The following is an 18,100-nucleotide window of genomic DNA, read 5'->3' as shown; positions in this document are numbered from 1 at the left end:
ACGCGTTGTAGCCACCCAATGGCGAGGTAGGCATCTCCGGCTTCAGCGGGCTGAGCATTGCCGTGTGCCGCCTCCGGGCGCACAATCGGGAGATGACTAAATATCTGATCTCGTTTCCGAGCCGGGCCATGGTGATTGCGGACGAAGAGCTGCCGCGTGTCGCCGCCGATGCCCGTGCCGTGATTTCCGAGGCCAAAGCGGCAGGTGTCTATGTCTTCGGTGGTGGCATCGAGGAACGCGTGGGTCCGGTACTGGTATCGGCAGATGGTTCGGTGAGTGACGAAATCTATTCGGGCTCGGAGCTCAAAGGCGGATTTACCGTGCTGGAGGTGCCAACCCGTGAAGAAGCGCTGGGCTGGGCTCGAAAGATCGCGGTGGCCTGTCGTTGCGCACAAGAGCTGCGCGAATTCGCCTATGACTCGGCGAGCTAGCCCCGCACCACTGTAGACTCGTGTCTTATGGCAATCGGCGCGACAATACAAACTTTTGAAGTCCAACTGGCTGATGTGGATCGCGGTGTTTACGAAGATCTCTCACTGCGTGTGGCACAGCAAGCCTCGGAGACCGACGCCTATCTGGTGACCCGGGTTCTCGCCTACTGCCTCGAAGCGGAGGAAGGCATCGCATTTTCTGCCGGAGGGGTATCCACGGGGGAGGAACCGGCGGTGCTGGTCAAGGACCTCACCGGAAGCATCCTGGCCTGGATTGAGGTAGGCGCCCCGGATGCCCAGCGCCTTCACCAGGGAAGTAAGCGCGCAGAGCGTGCCGCCGTTTACACCCACCGAGAGCCTGCGAAGTTGTTGGCCTCGTGGAAGGGCAAGACCATCTACCAAGCCGATGAGATTGTTGTCCGTTCCTTTGACCCCGGCTTCATCGATTTGGCAGCCAAGGCCCTCACCCGGCGCAACACCATGTCGGTCTCGGTGACCGAGGGGCAGATCTATCTCGAACTCAACGGCAGCAATTTTGAGACTCAAATACACGAGCATCACATCGAGTAGTGGCCGCAGGCGGTAAAGCACGCCTCCAGCGTGAATATCATTATTGAACGGATGATTTTGCCTGCAAAGGCACCCGGAATTGCTATTAGTTTCCGGTCCAATCCAAAAGGCCGATTGCCTCCGTTTTATAAGGTATTAGTCCGTGGCTTCACGGGAAAGCGGTGCTGGCCGTGCGACCTGGATCGCTCTTTCGCGGCTCTCCTCATCTTGCATACCTGTGAGTCTGCTTTCCCAGCTTTACTCTCCGGGCCCCGGGGCGAGGTTTGCCGACCATGAGTCAAGCAGTGAGCGCAGTTCCTCCGGTTGCACATCGCTGACCTTCGCCTCGCTCAACGCAAGGCCGAAGGCAGCCCAAGGTAGGTTGGCGTTCTCGGTGCGCACCATGGCGCTGTCCTCATCAAGCGGCTGGATCTCGAACCACCGGCCGATGCGCGGTGCCAGCTCCTCTGCGCTGGCATGCACCCGCGCGCTGATCTGTTGCTGACCGGCTCCGCGCAGCCCTTCGCGGACAAACTGGGCTGCATCGCCGCCGGGAATCTCCCGCGGGACAAAGCGCAGTGCCCGCGCCGCGGCGTTTTCAGCTCGATCCACGCGAAAGCTGCGCCAATCCGCGCGATCCAGATCATAGGCCACCAGATAGTAGCGGTTGCCCACATTGACCAGTTTAGCCGGTTCCACCCGCCTTGAACTGGCGGTTCCCTTAGCATCGCGGTAGTCGAAGGCCACCCGTTCGCGGTCGCGGCATCCCTGGGCGAACACCACCAGCACCTGGGGGTCCACCGGTTCTGGAACAGCGTGCTGCGAGTTCAACGGGACGGTGCTGGCAGTCAATGCCTGGGCCCGCTGCCGCAACCTGGCCGGCAGCACCGGAACGACCTTGGACAGCGCGCGCAATGCGGCTTCGGCTAACGCGGAAGAGCCGCCATGCACCGTAGATTGCAGCCCGATGACCAGCGCCACGGCTTCCTCATCGCCGAGTACCAGTGGAGGCAGGGCAGTGCCGGAGGCCAGCTGGTAGCCGCCACCCACCCCGCGGTCAGCCTGCACCGGGTAGCCCAGATCGCGCAGCCGGTCGATGTCCCGGCGCACGGTGCGCAAACTGACTTCCAGCCGTTCGGCCAGCTCGTCGCCGGACCAGTAGCGGCGGGTTTGCAGCAAGGAGAGCAAACGCAAGAATCTGGTGCTGGTACTCATGCAATTAGTCTGCCTTAATTTAGGACAAAAACTGGCGCTTATTGCTTCTACGCTGGTAATTATCAGCTGGAAATACCGGCTGAAGCTGATGCCAGGAGGCAACAATGAGCACCATGGCCACCACCGAAACCACCCTGACCGGGGAACGCGCCGACCTATTCCAGGCGTTAGCCAACGCCCGGCACTTCCTGCGCTTCACCGTCCGTGGACTCAGTGATTCGCAGGCAGCACAGCGCACCACCGACAGCGAATTGACCCCCGGCGGACTAATCAAGCATGTGACCGCAGTGGAAAAGCAGTGGCAGGAATTCATGGTCAAGGGACGGGCCGCCATGGCCTGGGACGGGGCAGACTTCAGCAAGATGCCACCCGAAGCAGTGGAGGCTTTCCAGAATGAATTCCGCATGTCGCGCGAAGAGTGCTTGGATGAGCTGCTGGAAAACTACGCGCGGGTCGCAGCCCACACCGATGACTTTCTGGCAGAGTTAGACATGGATACCGTCCACGAATTGCCCAAGGCACCCTGGTTTGTCGATACCCATTGGACGGTGCGCCGCACGTTGCTGCACATCATCGCCGAAACCACCCAGCATGCCGGGCATGCCGACATCATCCGCGAATCCTTGGACGGACAAAAAACCATGGGCTAACCACCGAAGCCGGGCGTCGCGATATTGGTGGCAAAGAAGGATGCGCTCCTGGGGATAATCAGGCGACCCCGAATGCTGGCCACTGTTAGTGGCGACAAAATAAGCTTCTCAGCCAGCACGGACATTTTAAGGCAATGAAAAACCCCGAGAATTCAATGATTCTCGGGGTTTTCGCTGGCGGTGACGGTGGGATTTGAACCCACGGTACGGGGTTACCGTACACAACATTTCGAGTGTTGCACCTTCGGCCGCTCGGACACGTCACCAGACCTGATAACTCTATAACGAACCTTTCGAGAACACCAAAACGAACGAGGCGAAAATCCCGGTAAGTGGTTCGAAACACATATGGGTGTTCGCTCAGCCGCGTTTGGATCGGAAGAAATCGCGCAGCAGGTCTGCGCACTCGTTTTCTTTGACCCGCGGGTATACCTCGACCCAGTGGTTCAAGCGGGGTTCGCGGACGATGTCGAAGACCGAGCCGCAGGCTCCGGCCTTCTCATCCCAAGCGCCGAAGACCAGTCGGGGGATGCGCGAAAGCACGATGGCTCCGGCGCACATGGCGCAGGGCTCCAGCGTGACGACCAGCGTGCAGTCTTCTAGTCGCCATCCGTCGGCGTTGTCCTTAACCTGTAGCGCTTTGACTGCGTTGCGGATGGCCACCACTTCGGCGTGAGCCGTCGGATCAAAGTGCGCCTCGCGCTCATTGCGTCCGGTGGAAAGGAGCTTGCCTTCGGGGGAGATGACGACCGCGCCGATTGGAACATCATCGGTGTCCAATGCGGCTCGGGCCTCTGCGAGGGCGAGGTCCATCCAAGTCTCGTGTACGTGCGCCATAGTGCCTTTACCTTACGTGTTTTAGCCTCGTCAGTGCATGCGCTTGGGGACTAGCACTCCGCAAAACACCGATATGCCTTTGCCGTGGGGACCGCAATCCCGCTGATTCCTGTTTAGTTGGGCACATCATGGAGTGATTACACCGGGATTTCGCACTTTTATCTCGTTTGCTTCATTGGTGGGCTGATAGATTTCTACTTATGCGCGTACAGGTAGTCGACCACCCATTGGTGGCACATAAGGTTTCAGTTCTTCGAGACAAAGATACTCCGTCCCCGATTTTCCGCCAGCTGACCGACGAACTGGTCACCCTGCTGGCCTACGAAGCAACCCGCGAGGTGCGCACCGAAGAAGTCGAGGTAGTCACCCCGGTAGCCACCACCACCGGAATCACCTTCGCCAAGCCAACCCCTTTGGTGGTGCCGATTCTTCGCGCGGGTCTGGGCATGCTTGAAGGCATGACCCGCTTGGTGCCCACCGCCGAGGTCGGCTTCCTGGGCATGGCCCGCAACGAAGAAACCCTGGACATCATCACCTACGCCGACCGCGTGCCAAACGATCTGTCCGGCCGTCAGGTTTTCGTGCTGGATCCGATGCTGGCCACCGGCGGCACCCTGGCCGAAGCGATCAAGTTCATCTTCGAGCGCGGCGCCGAATCGGTCACCTGCATCTGCCTGATCGCGGCTCCGGAGGGCGTGGAACGCCTGAAGGAAATCCACGGTGCCGACGAGCGCGTCCACATCGTGCTTGCCGCGATGGACGAACGACTGGACGAGAAGTCCTACATCATCCCCGGACTCGGAGATGCCGGGGACCGTCTGTACGGCGTCACCCCACCGATCGTCTAGACGGCCCTCGCTTAGCCTGCGGTTTCGTCGCTGGCGGGCATTTCGCCCGCCAGCGGCAGCCGCACCTCGAAGAGCGTATGACCAGGCTCTGAGGTCACCGAAATGGTGCCCCGGTGGGCCTCGACAATGCTCTTGGCAATAGGCAGCCCGAGGCCGGTGGTGCCGTCCATTCCGGAGCGGGCCTTGTCGGCGCGGGTGAATCTTTCGAAGACCTTCGGCAGGAACTCTTCGGAGATCCCTTCGCCGGTGTCATGCACCTGCAGCACCGCCTCGCCGCTTTCGAGATCTTGCCCCACGCTGACGGTTACGGAGTTGCTAGCCGAGGTGTGCTTACGCGCGTTGGCCAGCAAATTGGTAATCACTCGGCGCAGGGAGGGCGAATCGGCGTTGACCGTTGTCCCCGGTGCCTGGCAGACAAATTCCCAGAGATGGTCATCCGCGGTGGCCTTGAAATCCTCGGTGATATCTGAAGTTAATGCGCATAAATCCAGGCGCTTCATGGTGAACGAAGTCTCCTCGTCCAGCCGGGCCAAGAGCAACAAATTTTCCACCAGCGAACCCATGCGGTTGCTTTGCTGCAGTACTCGATCCACCGAACGCCTGCCGTCGGGGGAGAAATGCTCGGTTGCCGACAGCAATTCGGTGTAGCCGCGAATCGCCGATAGCGGAGTGCGCAACTCATGCGAAGCATCCGCCACGAATTGACGCATCTGGTCCTGAGATTTTTCACGTGCCGTCAGCGCGGTAGATACGTTGTCGAGCATGGCGTTCAAGGCGCGTCCCACGTTGCCAACTTCGGTGCCGGGAACGGCATCTTCGGAAGCGACTCGCTGGGTCAGCTCGACCTTTCCCGATTCAAGTTCTTCGGCAGCTACCGAGGAGGCCACCGCCGCGACGCGTTTGAGCGGGGCGAATGACCGGCTAATGAGCCAGGTTCCCACCAAACCGGTGCCGATCACCAAGCTGATCGCGATGAACAGCGTCAGCCACGCCATTTCGAGCAGTGTTTGATCCGTGGAATCCAGCGGCAAGCCAACGATCAGCACGCCTCCGGAGCCAGGATCTGGAACCGCCGAGAGCAGATAGTCGCCCACGGACAACGTGCGTCGTACAGGTTCCGCGTTGATGTCGATGGTCACCAGATGGATGGCGTCATCCTGGGAGAGCATGACTCGTTCGCCATGCTGGTCAAGCACGTCTCCGGAGAAAACATAGCGATCCACGAAGCGCGCGGTCAGAGTGCCCGCGGCCTGTCCGGGCGCATAGAGGCGCTGATCCGGGCGGGCTAGCCCTACCGAGTAGCTACTGGCTCGTTCCACCGAGGCCTTGAGCTGTTCGTCCAGCTGGTCCATCAGCGTTTGGCGCATGCCGGCGTTGTAGAGCAGCCCGAGCAAGACGCAGACTGCGGTCAGCGAGCCCAGCAGGATCATTAGCAGTTTGCGCTGCAGCGCGTGTGGCGAACTTGGCCGGAGGCCGGTGGGAAATGAACTCATGCAGCGGGCTTGAGGACGTAGCCCACACCACGCACCGTGTGGATCATTGATTCGGCGTCGACATCGATCTTTTTGCGCAGGTAAGAGATGTAGAGCTCGACAATATTTGCTTGACCGTCGAAGTCGTAATGCCAGACGTTGTCGAGGATTTGCGACTTGGAGACCACTCGCCGGGCGTTATTCATCAAGTAGCTGAGCAGATCAAACTCTGTTGCGGTCAGCGAGATCGAGCGTCCGGCGCGGGAGACATCGTGTGAATCCAGATTCAGCACCAGATCGCCAACTACAAGTTCTGCGGAGTCCGCGGTCGAGGCACCGGAGCGTTCAACCAGACGGTGTAGGCGAATGAGTACTTCTTCGAGGCTGAACGGTTTCGCCACGTAATCATCGGCGCCGGCACCCAACCCTTCGATCCGGTCCTCGACCGCATCCTTCGCGGTGAGAAATAGTACGGGGACTTCTGGCAGGTAACTGCGTACCTTGCGCAGTACCTCGGGGCCGTCGAAGCCGGGGAGCATCCAGTCCAGAACCAAAACATCCGGGGAGAGTGAGCGCGCGGTGGCTACGGCTTCCGGACCATCGTGGGCCATCGTTGCTTCCCAGCCAAGCATGCGAGTACCCATGGCCACCAGTTCCGCCAATGACGGTTCATCATCGACGACCAGGACCTTGATGGGTGTGCCATCTGGATGGGTCAGCCGGGGTAATTGTGCGGGAGAAAAACGTGAATCGCTCATGTTAACCAGCTTCTCCTATTGTCATTGGGCTACTTTATGTTTCAGCTGTGCAACAGCTATGACTGTATGTCGAGTTTATGCGGGAATATTCCGTTCGGGTAGCGGTTAATTTGGTCAAATGCCGCAATGCACGAATGTTTGACCTATGGACCACCCATGAGCCTGAATGAATATTCATGACCGTGAATGGCATGGTCATTCTGCATATTTTTGGCCTCGATATTGGTCATTCCGATTAGTTAAGCGCTTAGATACCTGAGATTTGCCCAAGGTGCTCTCCGTCACTTTTGGACACATCTGTCTCACATACTGAACAGTGGTGACCTTTGTTACTTGCAAGTTTCGAATGTTACGGGGAATACTTGGTGTGTGAGTACGGCGCAGATCAACAACAGCAATCAGGGTAGAGGCCCTGAGGGTACGCTTGCGTGCTGTTGTCGAATGCTCGGCGTCGGTGAAATTGGATCGATCGGCTGAAGTAACAAGCGGCCGAGTCCAGAGACACCGACGGGAAACCCAACTGCTGTTCGTGAAAGAAGGTCGCGGGCGGCGCAAGCAAAACCCGAAGCATTAACGCCAAATCACTTGGCCTTCGCACGAAAAGGAAGTCATCATGTCGGCTGGATCCGGATACGTACACGTTTCAATTCGCAACGCTCAGAATCGCGCGGCGGCAGCACAGCGCGCCGCTGCTGGTAGCGGAAGCTATGCTCCGGCCGGCTATCGCCCGCTGCGTGCGGTCAACAACGTTCATGAAACGCGTGAACCGATGACTCAAGCTATCGCCACACCAGTACAGTCCTCTGGCACGCCTAGCGCGGACACCAGCGCTCGTGGTTTCGTGCTGTATGTCGGACTGGATGAAGCTGCCGCCCAGGCTCAGGGAACCTCGTTGGGAAAGTTGGCAACCCAGGTTCGCGCATTCCTGGCGACCTTGTCGCCGCAGGCGCAGACCCATGCTGCAGTAGCGCTGGCGCCAACCAGCGCGCAAGGCGAGCCAATTGACGTCGTTCGTCAGGCGCTGGGGGATCCCACCCTGTCACGTCGCCCGCGTGCCGAAGCTCGTCCAAGCGCGCCACGCCCATCCGGCGTGCTGATCGATCTGTCCCGCCGAGAGGTTTACCTCGATGGTGAAACGCTGAACCTGACCTTCAAGGAATTCGAACTGCTGAATTTCTTGGTGGAGAACGGCACCCGCACCGTGGGCCGTGAAGAATTGCTGGAAAACCTGTGGCGCAATGCCGAGGAGATCCCGAATGAGCGAACCATCGACGTGCACATCCGTCGCTTGCGCTCGAAGCTGGGTCGCTTGGCGAACACCGTGCGCACCGTGCGTGGACAGGGCTACCGCTTCTACGAGCACCCAGAGGTAGTCGTCTGGGCCGCTCCGGAATACTCCATCTAAGCAGAACGCTTTTTTCGCTGAGGCGAGCAAACCACTCAGGTTTGTTCGCCTCAGTTTTTTAGGTCCCGCGCGTCTAAGCTTGGACTATGAATACTATGCAGCGCCGTCGGCTGATTCTCATGCGCCATGGAAAGTCTGACTACCCGCTGGGAGTGAGTGATCATGACCGCCCGCTGGCCGCTCGCGGCAACCGCGAAGCGCCGGCCGCCGGTGCCTGGCTGGTAGAGAATGACCTGATACCGGATTACATCATCTGCTCCGACGCGTTGCGCGCTAGGGCAACCTGCGCCTGGGTGCTCTCGGAGCTCGGCGAAAAAGGTCCAACCCCGTACGTCGACTCGCGCGTTTACGGCGCAGGGGCCACCGCCTTATGCTCAATCATCAACGAGGTCCCTGATACCGTCTCCACCTTGCTGGTCATCGGGCACCAGCCGACGCTCCAGGACCTCGCACTGCGTCTGGCCTCGGCGCAATCCGATGAGGAAGCAGTCTACGAACTGGCGATGAACTATCCGACGTTGGGCACTACGGTGCTAGAAACAGATCATTCCTACTCACTTTTGGATGCGCGCGATGCGCGGGTCACGCATTTCATCGTCCCGCGGCCTGAATGAGAAGATTCTCATGAGGAATTTTTAAAGACCCTTGTCAGTCTCGTAATACGAGCTGTGTTGGCTTTATGAGGCGTGCATGAGAACGCCCTCATCATTTTCTTCCCAAGGCCTCAGGATTGATTCATCTTCGGTTCATCTTCGCTCGCTTGACTGATATTCATCGAGCCAAACGGCCGACTGAAGATGACGGTTTTCCGCTTCTGCGGGAACCGAAGTGAGAAAGGCCGAAGCCATGGGCATCATTGCAGAGATCATCCCGAACGAAAGCACCGAAACCTGCACCATCAAAGAAGCCCGGATTGCGATCGACGCCCTCCGCGCCAGCACCATCAAGGCGGCCTACACCACGCGCTTTGTCGCAGCCGAACTCTCCCGCAATCCACAGGACTTCCAGATTGTCTCCAGCTCGGGCATGGCTCCGCGCTCCGGTGATGTGGTGATCGCCAAGGTTTCCGAGCTGGGCAAGCACAAGGGCCTGCAGTCGCCGCACGCGCGCCGCCAAAAGCTCTTTGTCGGCCAGGAAATCATGGTGGCCTACGGCCACCGCTACGCACCGGACCAGTTCCTTTCCCACGTACCAACCGATCTTGGGCCATGCGAGCTGGTCGCCGGTGGCGGGCTGGCCTCGCGCGTGGAGCAACAGCACGCCTCGATTGACAAGGCCACCGAAATTGAACCGGTCGGTCTGCTGATGCGCGGCGGCATGGTCGTCACGCTCAGCGACTTCGCCCCGCTAAGCGTCCAGAACCCTTCGGTTAATGTCACCTCCCGCATCGCAGGCCAGCGTCCACCGGTGATCGCGGTGCTCGGAACCTCGATGAACTCCGGAAAATCCACCACCCTCGGTTGCCTGGTCAATGGGTTGAGCAACGCGGGACTGCGGGTCGCCGCAGGTAAGGCGACCGGAACCGGTGCGGGGAACGACCCGAACCTGTTCACCGACGCCGGTGCCTTCAGCGTCTGCGACTTCACCGATTTCGGTTACCCCACCACCTACCGGTTGGACTATGAAACCGTTCGCGCGCTGCTGGTCTCGATGATCAATGAGCAGAGCGCCTCCGGCGCCGACGCGGTCATCATCGAGATCGCCGACGGCTTGTTCCAGGGCGAGACCTCGCGACTGCTCCGGGACCCGGTATTCAAGGAACACGTCGACCGTGTGCTGTTCAGCGCCCAGGATGCGCTCGGGGCAAAGGCGGGAGAAAAAATTCTCCTGGACGCAGGACTCGACCTCGCCGCGGTTTCCGGGGTGCTCACCGCATCCCCGCTGGCGGCCTCGGAAGCGCGATCCCACATGGACACCGAAATCATCGACACTTATGACCTGTGCGACCCACAGGTGGCCAGCGCACTGCTGCCGACACGCTAGGAGGCCCGATGACCGGCTCGCAGCCTGTAGATCCACCCACTATCAAGGAACCTTCGCTCCCGGCGTTGCTGGCGCCGGGGCGACGCGGGCTGCTGGCTGCCCTGCTGGCGCTGGCGCTGGGCGTGGGGGCGCTGTCCATCGCCATCGCTTGGCAGGTAGGCCAGTTGGCAACGGCCTTCGGCCTCGGAGCGCTGACCTGGGTTATCGTCCTGTCCCTGGCGTTTTTCTGTGCGAAGTTTATCGAACGGGTGCTGGCCGAAAGGCTTGGCCAGCACTATGTGGCTCAGCTGCGCGGATCATTGATATCGCATGCCCTCAAAGCTCGCCGGGGACCCTCGGTGGGGATCACCGTGGCGCGATCAAGCAATGACCTGTCTTCCATCCGCAATTGGGTCACCCAAGGAATCGTGCCCTTGCTCGCGGGCATCCCGCTGATCGTTTTCGCCGCGCTCGGGTTGGGAGCTCTGCACCCATTGCTGGCTGCGGCGCTGGTAGTTCCGGTCCTGCTGGAAGTTGGGTTGCTCGCGTTCTTGGCCCGAGGTGCCTTGCGCACCGCGCGCGTGCTGCGCAGGCACCGGGGGAATCTTGCGGCACGGATCGCCGACACGGTCACCGCGGCCACCACCATCGCCGCGGCCGGAGGCGTGCGCCGCGAGGTCGAACGAGTCGACCGAAGCTCGCAGAAAGTCGTTCAGGCCGCCGTGGATCGCGCAAAGTATGCCGGCGCCTTGCGGGCCGGATCGCTGACGGTGCCGTTGTTGGGCACCGCGCTGGTGGTGGCTGCCGGTTCCTGGGCGGGCCTTGGCGCGGGGACCTTGGCCAGCGCCTTGACGTTGATGGGGATCTGTGCCGGGACCATGGGCGAATGGGGGCGAATTGTTGAGTACCGGCAAAACTATCGAGCCGGCCGACGGATTATTGCTCCGCTGCTGCACGCAGTGAAATCCTGGAGCATCGCGGAGCAGAAAATGATCTCCACCCGAGAGTTGAAGGACCTGAACCGCAAAGAAATCACCGTGCGGATCCGTCCCACGGCACCGGGCTTGGAGAACTGGCCGGTGCTTCGAGCGCACGCAGGGCAACGGATCCAGGTGGTGGGGCCCGGGGCAGAATCCGGAGCGCTGCTCGAATCTTTGGCCACCGGCAGGATCTCCGCTCACGGCGATTCGCTCGGTGGGTTGTGGATCGCCGAGGGGCGCAGCGAGGACCTTCCGGCTACCGAACGACGTAAGCTGATAGGCGCAGCGTTGAGTTCCATGGTTCCCGAACGGGGCACCATCATCCGTGCGCTGACCTACCGGCATCCGGGGTCTTCGGTGAAACGCGCGCTGCGCGTGGCCGCCGACTGCGGGCTAGAGCTCGGCCCGCTCCCCGCCGCGGAGCGCACCATGTTGCGTCGTGGGGGAGAACCTCTGGACTCCGCACAGCGCGCCTGCCTGATCATGGCACGCGCCCTGCTGAGACAGCCGCCGGTATTGATCCTCGACCCGGTGCTCAACCGCCTGCCGAGCGCCGCCCGCGAAGCGGTGATTCGAAAACTCAACGAATATCCCGGAGTGGTGATTTTCCAAGGAGAAATTCCGGGGCTCGAAGCAACCGGCACGTGGCAGGCACCGCTGCGCGTCGGAGCCCATGCCGAGAACCCGGCCCCGCTGGAAGACGCGGAATAGCCAAGCCGAGGATGCTCGCCTAGGACGCCACATGCTGGTGGGTGGCAAGCAAACCGTCAACGCTGTACAGCACCGCGTTGAGGGTGGTTTCGCGGTCGGCTACGTTGTCAGAAACGGTGCGCATACGTGCGGAGAACAAGGCCGCGCCGAAGATCGCCGTCGCCGCTGGCTGCTTTTCCTCGGGAGCCAAGATGACCAGGCGATCCAAGACTTCAACGAGGGTCGAGGTGACCCGTGAATACACCGGGGTAATTTGGTCGCCCCAGTCGCTTTCGGGCCGCAGCTGCTCGCTGATCCAGATTTGCGCGAATGACGGGTATTTCTCGACGAATTCAACGGCGATAGTGGCCATTGCCCGCAAAGCCTCGCGGGGCTTGGGATTCGCCGCGGCCTGATCCAGCTCGGCGACCAGCATATCGGCACCGAATTCCAGAACCTGGCCGATCATCTCGTCCTTGGAACCAAAGTTGTAATACACGGTTCCCTTGGAGACACCTGCCATTTGCGCGATCTCGTCCACCGATACGGCGTTGGGGCCGCGGGCGCCGAGCAGCTGCATCGAGGCCGCGAACAGACGCTTCTTGGAGGCGGTGGCCCGCACACGGGGCCGCGCGCTTGGTGGTGTAGTCATACCGTCAGCTCCGGTTGTAGCGTCTTCAAAGTCCAGGTCTTGTGCTTGCGCACCGCCAGGAAGCTCAGCAGCAGACCCAGCAGCGTGTAACCGATGACTGGGAGGATGGTGGCGACGAGCATTCCCAAGTCTGCACCATACATCACATGTCGCAATGCCACCACGACATTGCTCATCGGCAGAACCTGGTGCAATATCTGCAATGGTGCCGGCAACGTTTCCCAAGGGAAGGTGCCGCCAGCGGTCACCAGCTGCAGGACCATCAGCAATAGCACCACAAACTTACCTGCGGCACCCAGCAAGGCGCAGATTCCCTGGATCAATGCGCTGAAGCATAGTGCGGCGAGTAGGAACAAGCCCAAGGTCAACCATGGGTGTGCGGGTTCCAGCCCGACGGCGAACACCACCACCGCGTACAGCGCGGTGCACTGGATGAGTGAAATGAAAGCAAAGGGAAGCCACGCGCCCAACGCGATCTTCCAGCTGCTGCCGTTGGAAGCCAACGCACGGTTGTTGACCGGGCGCATCACCTGGGTGAGGATGAAGGTGCCGATCCAGGTAGCGAGGGTCATGAAGAACGGTGCGAGTCCCGCACCATAGGCACTGGCCTCGGATTGCGCATGGGAGTTCACCCGCAGCGGGTCACCGATCACGTCGGCTAGCTGTGCGGAAGTTGGCGAGTCGGGGTTCGGCACCTGGCCCACACCGCTGTCCAGGCCTTCGGAAAGATCGCCCGAGCCGTCTTGCAATTCGCTTGCGCCATCGCCGAGTTCGCCGACTCCTTGGTCCAGCGTGACCAGTGAATCGTGCAAGGTGGTGGTTCCGGCTGCCAGGTCCTTGGCTCCGGCATCGAGTTTATTGCTGCCTTGGGCCGCGTCTTTGGTACCTGCCAGTGCGGATTTCTGGCCTTCTGCAAGGGTGGAGCTTCCCGAAGCGAGCTTTGCGGCTCCGTCGGCGAGTTTGCTGCCGCCGTTCGCGGCGGATGAGATGCCATCGGCAAGGGCGGGAACGGCATCGTTGAGCTTGTCGGTGCCTTGGGCCAGGGTGTGCAGTCCGGTGGCCAGCTGCTTATTGCCGTCGGCAACCTGTTCGGAGCCTTCGGCGAGTTTATCCAGGTCGTTTTGCGCCGAGGTGAGTTTCACGTTGACGTCTTTGACCTTGGAGTTCAACTGCTCGGTGAGCGTGGAGTTTTCCACGGTGGATTGCAGCTGTGCGTTGATTTGCTCAGCCTGTTCCTGGGTGAGCGTTCCGGATTCGACCTGCCGTGCAAGGAACGCGTTGGTGTTTTGCTGCACCTGGTCCAGCCGGAATTCGGCATCCGCCTGCAGATCCCGGATGACCGCAATTGCCTCGTCGGCCGTGGCGCTGAGCTCGGCGTTTCCATTGGCTACCTGACGCGATCCGGCGGCTAGTTGATCTGCCGAGGCAGCGGCCTGTTGGGCTCCGTCGTTGAGCTTGGAAACCGAGCTGGGCAGGGGGGCCGTCTTTGACTCCAGGGTGTCTAGCCCGCTGCTGAGCGTTTTCGCCCCGGAATTGAGCTCGGCGCTGCCACTGGCCAAGTCATCTGTGCCAGCTACGAGCTTGCCTTGCCCGTCAACGAGTTTCTTGAGGCCGCCGGATAGCTGGCCGGTGCCGTCATGCAGGGTTTGTGCGCCAGCTTCAAGTTCGGCGCCGCCGGTCACGAGCTGCGTGGTGCCGTCTTGGAGGGTGAGGACCCCATCCGAAAGAGAAATCGTGCCGTCGTAGAGTTTCTTCGCGCCATCGGCCGCCTCGTCCATCGAATCGTGGATGTCGACAAAGCCGGCAATCATCCCTTCGGCGGTTTCGGTGCCGACTTCTTTGGAGACCGAATCACGCACTTCATTGGCCAGGGTCTTTGCGAAATTGCCAGCCATGAAATTATTGGCGTCATTGGTAGTTAGCTCCAGATTTGCCGCATTCGCGCTTTTCAGCTCCGCCGGGGAAGTCAACGAGGCGGAAAAGTCTTTCGGAATGGTCATCGCGAATGCGTAGTCACCGTGCGCAACTCCGTCCAAGGCGGCTTCTTGCGAGTCGACTACCTCCCAGCCGAAGGTGGAGTCTTCGAGCAGGGAATCAACAACTTCGTCGCCGACATTTGTGGCTTCACCCTCGCGTTCGGCGCCTTCATCGAGGTTCACCAGAGCTGTTTTGACGCCATCCAGATTCGACTGCGGATCCCAATTGCCATAGAGGTAGAGGGCTCCGTAGAGCAGCGGTACGCAGGTGACCGCGATCAGTGCCAGCTTTGGCAAGGTTCCACGGGTCATGCGCTTGAGCTCGGAGAGAGCTAGGCCCAGAGTCGTCATGAGTTAGTCCTTAGTCGTGGGTGGTTCAAGTGGAAGCTCGGCTTCCTGGGAAGGCAGAGCTACTCGCGCTTCGGCGGCCACGGTTTCCCCCTCCGGGGCTTGGCCTTGCTCGGCCGGAGCTTCGTCGGAAGAGGATTCGTTCGAAGTATTTTCCGCCGGGTCTGCCGCCGGCAGTTCCGCCATCTCGGTGTTGGGTTCAGGGTGCTGCGCGAGCGGCGCCCGGCTAGTTTCCGCGTCTTCAGCCTCAGACCCGGTAGCGGAATCGTGCACCGGTAGTGCTGAATCCAGCTGTGGAACTTCGTCGGTAAACGAAGCGTTTTCTGGCATGTCTTGGGTTTGCCCGATGACGGCCACCGGCCCATCCCAGCAATCTGGAATGCGTGAGACCACGGCAATAACCGCGAGGTTCCGGCGAGTTCGGGTAAACCGCTCGAGGGTTTCCAACCAGCTGGTTTCTTCGATGCCATGGCGGTCGGGGGAGTCGAAGACCAGGGCATCAACGTCATGGTTCTCTAATGCCAAGCGCGTGAGCAAGTTGATGCGAGTCAGCGCATCGACCGCGTCGATCCAGCTGCTGGCGATGTCTTCGAAACCATGCCGAGCCAACCATTTCTTGCTCCGGGCGCGGCGCCAAAGGGGTGCAGGCACCAAGGAGAGGTCTTCGCTGACAACATCGCGAACCTTCAGATGGGCCTCTGGTTCATTGATCTGGGGTGCGTCGAGTAGCGCGCTGTGTGAGCGTATTTCCTTGAGTCGCGAAGCGCCATCCCAACTCAACTCACCTGCGCTGGGCTTCATGCGGCCGGAGAGCATCAACGCGGTGGCGGTGCGCGCGCTCTGCGAGTCTGCGACGACGAGCAGCAGCGAACCGCGGTTGGCTGTCAGCGAGGTGGCATCGACAAGTTGGCTGTGGCGCCCTTGGAAGCTCATTGAATTAGCAATTAACACACTTCCACACTAATTGAACTGACCGGTCAGTTCAATTAGTGTGCTAGTTTCTTTGCTCACCTCTGGACGTGACGTGGCTCATGGACTTGGATAGTTCGTGGACCAACAACCGGTCGCTGTTTATGAATTCACCAAGAGTTCATAACTGGCTGATTGAATCGTTTGCGGGTCGACCGCGCGCTACCGCGCTGCGGTACTTACAACGAATTAGGACAATCCATGAAGAAGCGCGCTACAACAGCGTTCGCGGCTACCTGTTTGGGTGCCGCGCTGGTGACCGGAACGATGGCTCCAGCCTCCGCCGTCGAGCCCGAAGTCGAGTTGACGTCCATCGAAGAAATCCAGGGCACCGAAGATGCTACCGGCATGGCTGGCCAGCAGGTCAACGTCCGAGGAGTAGTAACCGGCGCCTACCCCGAAGGCGGCATTCGCGGTTTCTATGTGCAAACTGCAGGCTCGGGAAGCGAAATTTCCCCGGCCGGAAGCTCTGCAATCTTCGTATATTCTCCCGGCGGCGTGGGCAAGGTAGCCGTAGGTGATCACGTTCAGGTCTCCGGCGAGGTCAGCGAATACTACGGCATGACCCAAATCAGTGCCTCGGACCAAGCGGTCGAGGTGCTGGTCGAACCAGCCGAAGCCATCAAGCCTTTGGCCATCGACATCCCGGCAGCCGATGCCGAGCGCGAGCGTTTCGAGGGGATGTTGATCGACCCGCAGGGGCAATGGACCGTGGCCGATAACTACCGGCTGAACCAGTACGGTGAAGTAACCCTTGCCGAGGGAACCAGCTCAATTATCGAGGGCGAGCGCACCTTGCGCCAGGCCACCGACGTCTTCGCTCCTGGAAGCGACGAAGCCCAGGCGCTGGAGGCCGAGAACCAGGCCCGTGAGCTGGTCTTGGATGACGGGGCCACATTGAATTTCCTGGGGGCGAAGGCGAACAAGCTCGTCGAGCTGCCGTATATCTCCGCGGATCAGCATGTCACCGTGGGCAGGCAGGTGAGCTTCACCGGCCCGGTAATCATGGATTACCGCTATGATTTGTGGCGCCTGCAGCCGCAGGGGCAAATTGTCGGTGCCGAGGACCCGGATATCCCGGTGAGTTTTGAGCAGGTCACGCAGGATGCCCCGGCAGCCGTCGGCGGCAACGTGAGCGTGGGCAGCTTCAACGTGCTGAACTACTTCACCACCACCGGCGACCAGCTTGATGGGTGCAATTACTATACCGATCGCGAAGGAAACCCGATTTCGGTACGAAGCGGCTGCGATGCTCGCGGTGCGGCCAGCGCCGAAAGCCTCGAGCGCCAGCAGTCCAAGATCGTCACGGCGCTGAACAAATTTGATGCCGACGTCGTCGTGCTGGAGGAAATCGAGAACTCCGCCCGCTTCGCTCAGGACCGCGACGCGGCGCTGAAGATCCTGGTAGCTGCCTTGAATGAGGCGGCAGGGCAGGAGCGTTGGAGCTTCGCGCCAAGCCCCGAAGAACTGCCAGCCGATGAAGACGTCATTCGAACCGCAATGATCTATCAGCGCGACGCGGTCAAGCTGATCGACGAGTCGGTGGTCTTGGACGATGCGGCCTTCGACAACGCGCGTGATCCACTGGCCCAGGCATTCCAGCGCGTGGGCGGCAATTCGAAGACTCGCTTCCTCGTGGTCGCCAACCACTTCAAGTCCAAGGGGTCCGATCCAAAAGACGGTTCGGCCAATGCCGACCAGGGCGACGGCGCCGGAGCATGGAACGCAGCGCGCGTGGAGCAGGCTCACGCGGTAGTGCGTTTCGCCGAAGGGCTGAAGGATTCGCGCAACACCGACAAGGTGCTGCTGGCCGGCGACTTCAACTCCTACTCGGCCGAGGATCCCATCAAGGTGATGACCGATGCCGGCTACGTTAATCTGGGTGCCGAAGCGAGCACTCAAAGCTACCTCTTCGGCGGTCGCACCGGTTCGCTTGACCATGTTCTGGGTTCGGCCGAAATTGCCGACAAGGTCACCGGAGAAACGATTTGGAACATCAATGCCACCGAATCGGTCGCCTTTGAGTACAGCCGCTACAACAACAACGTCGCCCAGCTGTTCTCGCCTGACCAGTTCCGCTCCTCGGATCATGATCCGGTGCTCGTGGGGCTGCAGCTGAACAAGAAGTAGGCCTTGAAAATCCGGCGGGCCCACTTGGCTCGCCGGATTCTCTTTGCACTGATTTATTTTCGCGACAGCGTGCCGCCATGTTCTTCAAATCCTAATTTGACCTGTGGTCTTTGCTGGGGCCGATGGCACCATGGAACGTCCGGGGTGACGGGCTCTGGCGGTGGGATGCAAATTCGTTCTTGACATCGCCTCGCAATCGGGCAGAATAATGGAAGATGATTTGTGAGA

General features: G+C 60.4%; 16 protein-coding genes and 1 tRNA gene. 9 read left to right on the top strand and 8 right to left on the bottom strand.

The features are described from left to right. Positions 1–92: 92 nt before the first annotated feature. Together CIK76_RS08610 and CIK76_RS08605 are read left to right on the top strand one after the other, a co-directional pair. The gene (locus CIK76_RS08610) at positions 93–431 is read left to right on the top strand and encodes a transcription initiation protein (protein ID WP_096285422.1); all 339 of its coding nucleotides are present in this window, start codon (positions 93–95) and stop codon (positions 429–431) included. 27 nt (positions 432–458) lie between these two features. Then, on the top strand, positions 459–1,001 hold the full coding sequence (locus tag CIK76_RS08605) for a YaeQ family protein (RefSeq protein WP_096285421.1): 543 nt from the start codon (positions 459–461) through the stop codon (positions 999–1,001). Positions 1,002–1,238: 237 nt separating this feature from the next. Here the strand turns inward: CIK76_RS08605 and CIK76_RS08600 are convergent, their stop codons facing one another. Further along, positions 1,239–2,195 (bottom strand): YafY family protein, encoded by a 957-nt coding sequence (locus CIK76_RS08600; RefSeq protein ID WP_096285420.1) that lies wholly within the window; start codon positions 2,193–2,195, stop codon positions 1,239–1,241. A gap of 104 nt (positions 2,196–2,299) precedes the next feature. Here CIK76_RS08600 and CIK76_RS08595 point away from each other — a divergent pair, with 104 nt between their 5' ends. Further along, positions 2,300–2,845, top strand: coding sequence for a DinB family protein (locus CIK76_RS08595; RefSeq protein WP_217990363.1), 546 nt, complete (start codon positions 2,300–2,302; stop codon positions 2,843–2,845). 175 nt (positions 2,846–3,020) lie between these two features. Here the strand turns inward: CIK76_RS08595 and CIK76_RS08590 are convergent. Both CIK76_RS08590 and tadA read right to left on the bottom strand, forming a co-directional pair. Next, positions 3,021–3,111, bottom strand: a tRNA-Ser gene (locus CIK76_RS08590). A gap of 94 nt (positions 3,112–3,205) precedes the next feature. Beyond that, a complete protein-coding gene (gene tadA / locus CIK76_RS08585; protein WP_096285411.1) occupies positions 3,206–3,682 on the bottom strand; it encodes a tRNA adenosine(34) deaminase TadA in 477 nt (158 codons plus the stop codon). 200 nt (positions 3,683–3,882) lie between these two features. On the opposite strand from tadA, the gene upp reads away from it, so the two are divergent. Next, on the top strand, positions 3,883–4,530 hold the full coding sequence (gene upp, locus CIK76_RS08580; RefSeq protein ID WP_096285410.1) for a uracil phosphoribosyltransferase: 648 nt from the start codon (positions 3,883–3,885) through the stop codon (positions 4,528–4,530). Between the two features lie 11 nt (positions 4,531–4,541). Here the strand turns inward: upp and CIK76_RS08575 are convergent, their stop codons facing one another. Continuing rightward, the gene (locus CIK76_RS08575; RefSeq protein ID WP_096285409.1) at positions 4,542–6,023 is read right to left on the bottom strand and encodes a HAMP domain-containing sensor histidine kinase; all 1,482 of its coding nucleotides are present in this window, start codon (positions 6,021–6,023) and stop codon (positions 4,542–4,544) included. Continuing rightward, a complete protein-coding gene (locus CIK76_RS08570; protein WP_096285408.1) occupies positions 6,020–6,760 on the bottom strand; it encodes a response regulator transcription factor in 741 nt (246 codons plus the stop codon). The genes CIK76_RS08575 and CIK76_RS08570 overlap by 4 nt, the downstream gene beginning before the upstream one ends. A gap of 613 nt (positions 6,761–7,373) precedes the next feature. Between CIK76_RS08570 and CIK76_RS08565 the strand changes: the two genes are divergently transcribed. From CIK76_RS08565 to CIK76_RS08550, 4 genes are all read left to right on the top strand, one after another. Then, entirely contained in the window at positions 7,374–8,165 is a 792-nt protein-coding gene (locus tag CIK76_RS08565; protein ID WP_096285407.1) for a winged helix-turn-helix domain-containing protein, read from the top strand. 86 nt (positions 8,166–8,251) lie between these two features. Continuing rightward, entirely contained in the window at positions 8,252–8,779 is a 528-nt protein-coding gene (locus CIK76_RS08560) for a histidine phosphatase family protein (protein WP_096285406.1), read from the top strand. A gap of 214 nt (positions 8,780–8,993) precedes the next feature. Beyond that, a complete protein-coding gene (locus CIK76_RS08555; protein WP_255248403.1) occupies positions 8,994–10,148 on the top strand; it encodes a DUF1611 domain-containing protein in 1,155 nt (384 codons plus the stop codon). Between the two features lie 8 nt (positions 10,149–10,156). Next, a complete protein-coding gene (locus tag CIK76_RS08550) occupies positions 10,157–11,818 on the top strand; it encodes an ABC transporter ATP-binding protein/permease (RefSeq protein ID WP_096285404.1) in 1,662 nt (553 codons plus the stop codon). A gap of 19 nt (positions 11,819–11,837) precedes the next feature. Here CIK76_RS08550 and CIK76_RS08545 read toward each other — a convergent pair whose 3' ends face one another. Genes CIK76_RS08545 through CIK76_RS08535 form a run of 3 tightly spaced genes read right to left on the bottom strand, consistent with a single transcriptional unit; the run spans position 11,838 to position 15,724 of the window. Next, complete coding sequence (locus CIK76_RS08545) at positions 11,838–12,449, bottom strand: TetR/AcrR family transcriptional regulator (RefSeq protein ID WP_096285403.1); 612 nt, start codon at positions 12,447–12,449, stop codon at positions 11,838–11,840. Next, complete coding sequence (locus CIK76_RS08540) at positions 12,446–14,776, bottom strand: YhgE/Pip domain-containing protein (protein WP_096285402.1); 2,331 nt, start codon at positions 14,774–14,776, stop codon at positions 12,446–12,448. Before CIK76_RS08540 ends, CIK76_RS08545 begins: the two co-directional genes overlap by 4 nt. 3 nt (positions 14,777–14,779) lie before the next feature. After that, positions 14,780–15,724 (bottom strand): ABC transporter ATP-binding protein, encoded by a 945-nt coding sequence (locus CIK76_RS08535; RefSeq protein ID WP_141393515.1) that lies wholly within the window; start codon positions 15,722–15,724, stop codon positions 14,780–14,782. Positions 15,725–15,943: 219 nt separating this feature from the next. On the opposite strand from CIK76_RS08535, the gene CIK76_RS08530 reads away from it, so the two are divergent. Beyond that, complete coding sequence (locus CIK76_RS08530) at positions 15,944–17,872, top strand: ExeM/NucH family extracellular endonuclease (protein WP_096285398.1); 1,929 nt, start codon at positions 15,944–15,946, stop codon at positions 17,870–17,872. Positions 17,873–18,100: the final 228 nt, after the last annotated feature.

Source organism: Glutamicibacter sp. BW80 (assembly GCF_002332385.1).
In the GTDB taxonomy this organism is placed as follows: domain Bacteria; phylum Actinomycetota; class Actinomycetes; order Actinomycetales; family Micrococcaceae; genus Glutamicibacter.
This window is presented reverse-complemented; position numbering and strand designations above follow the sequence as displayed.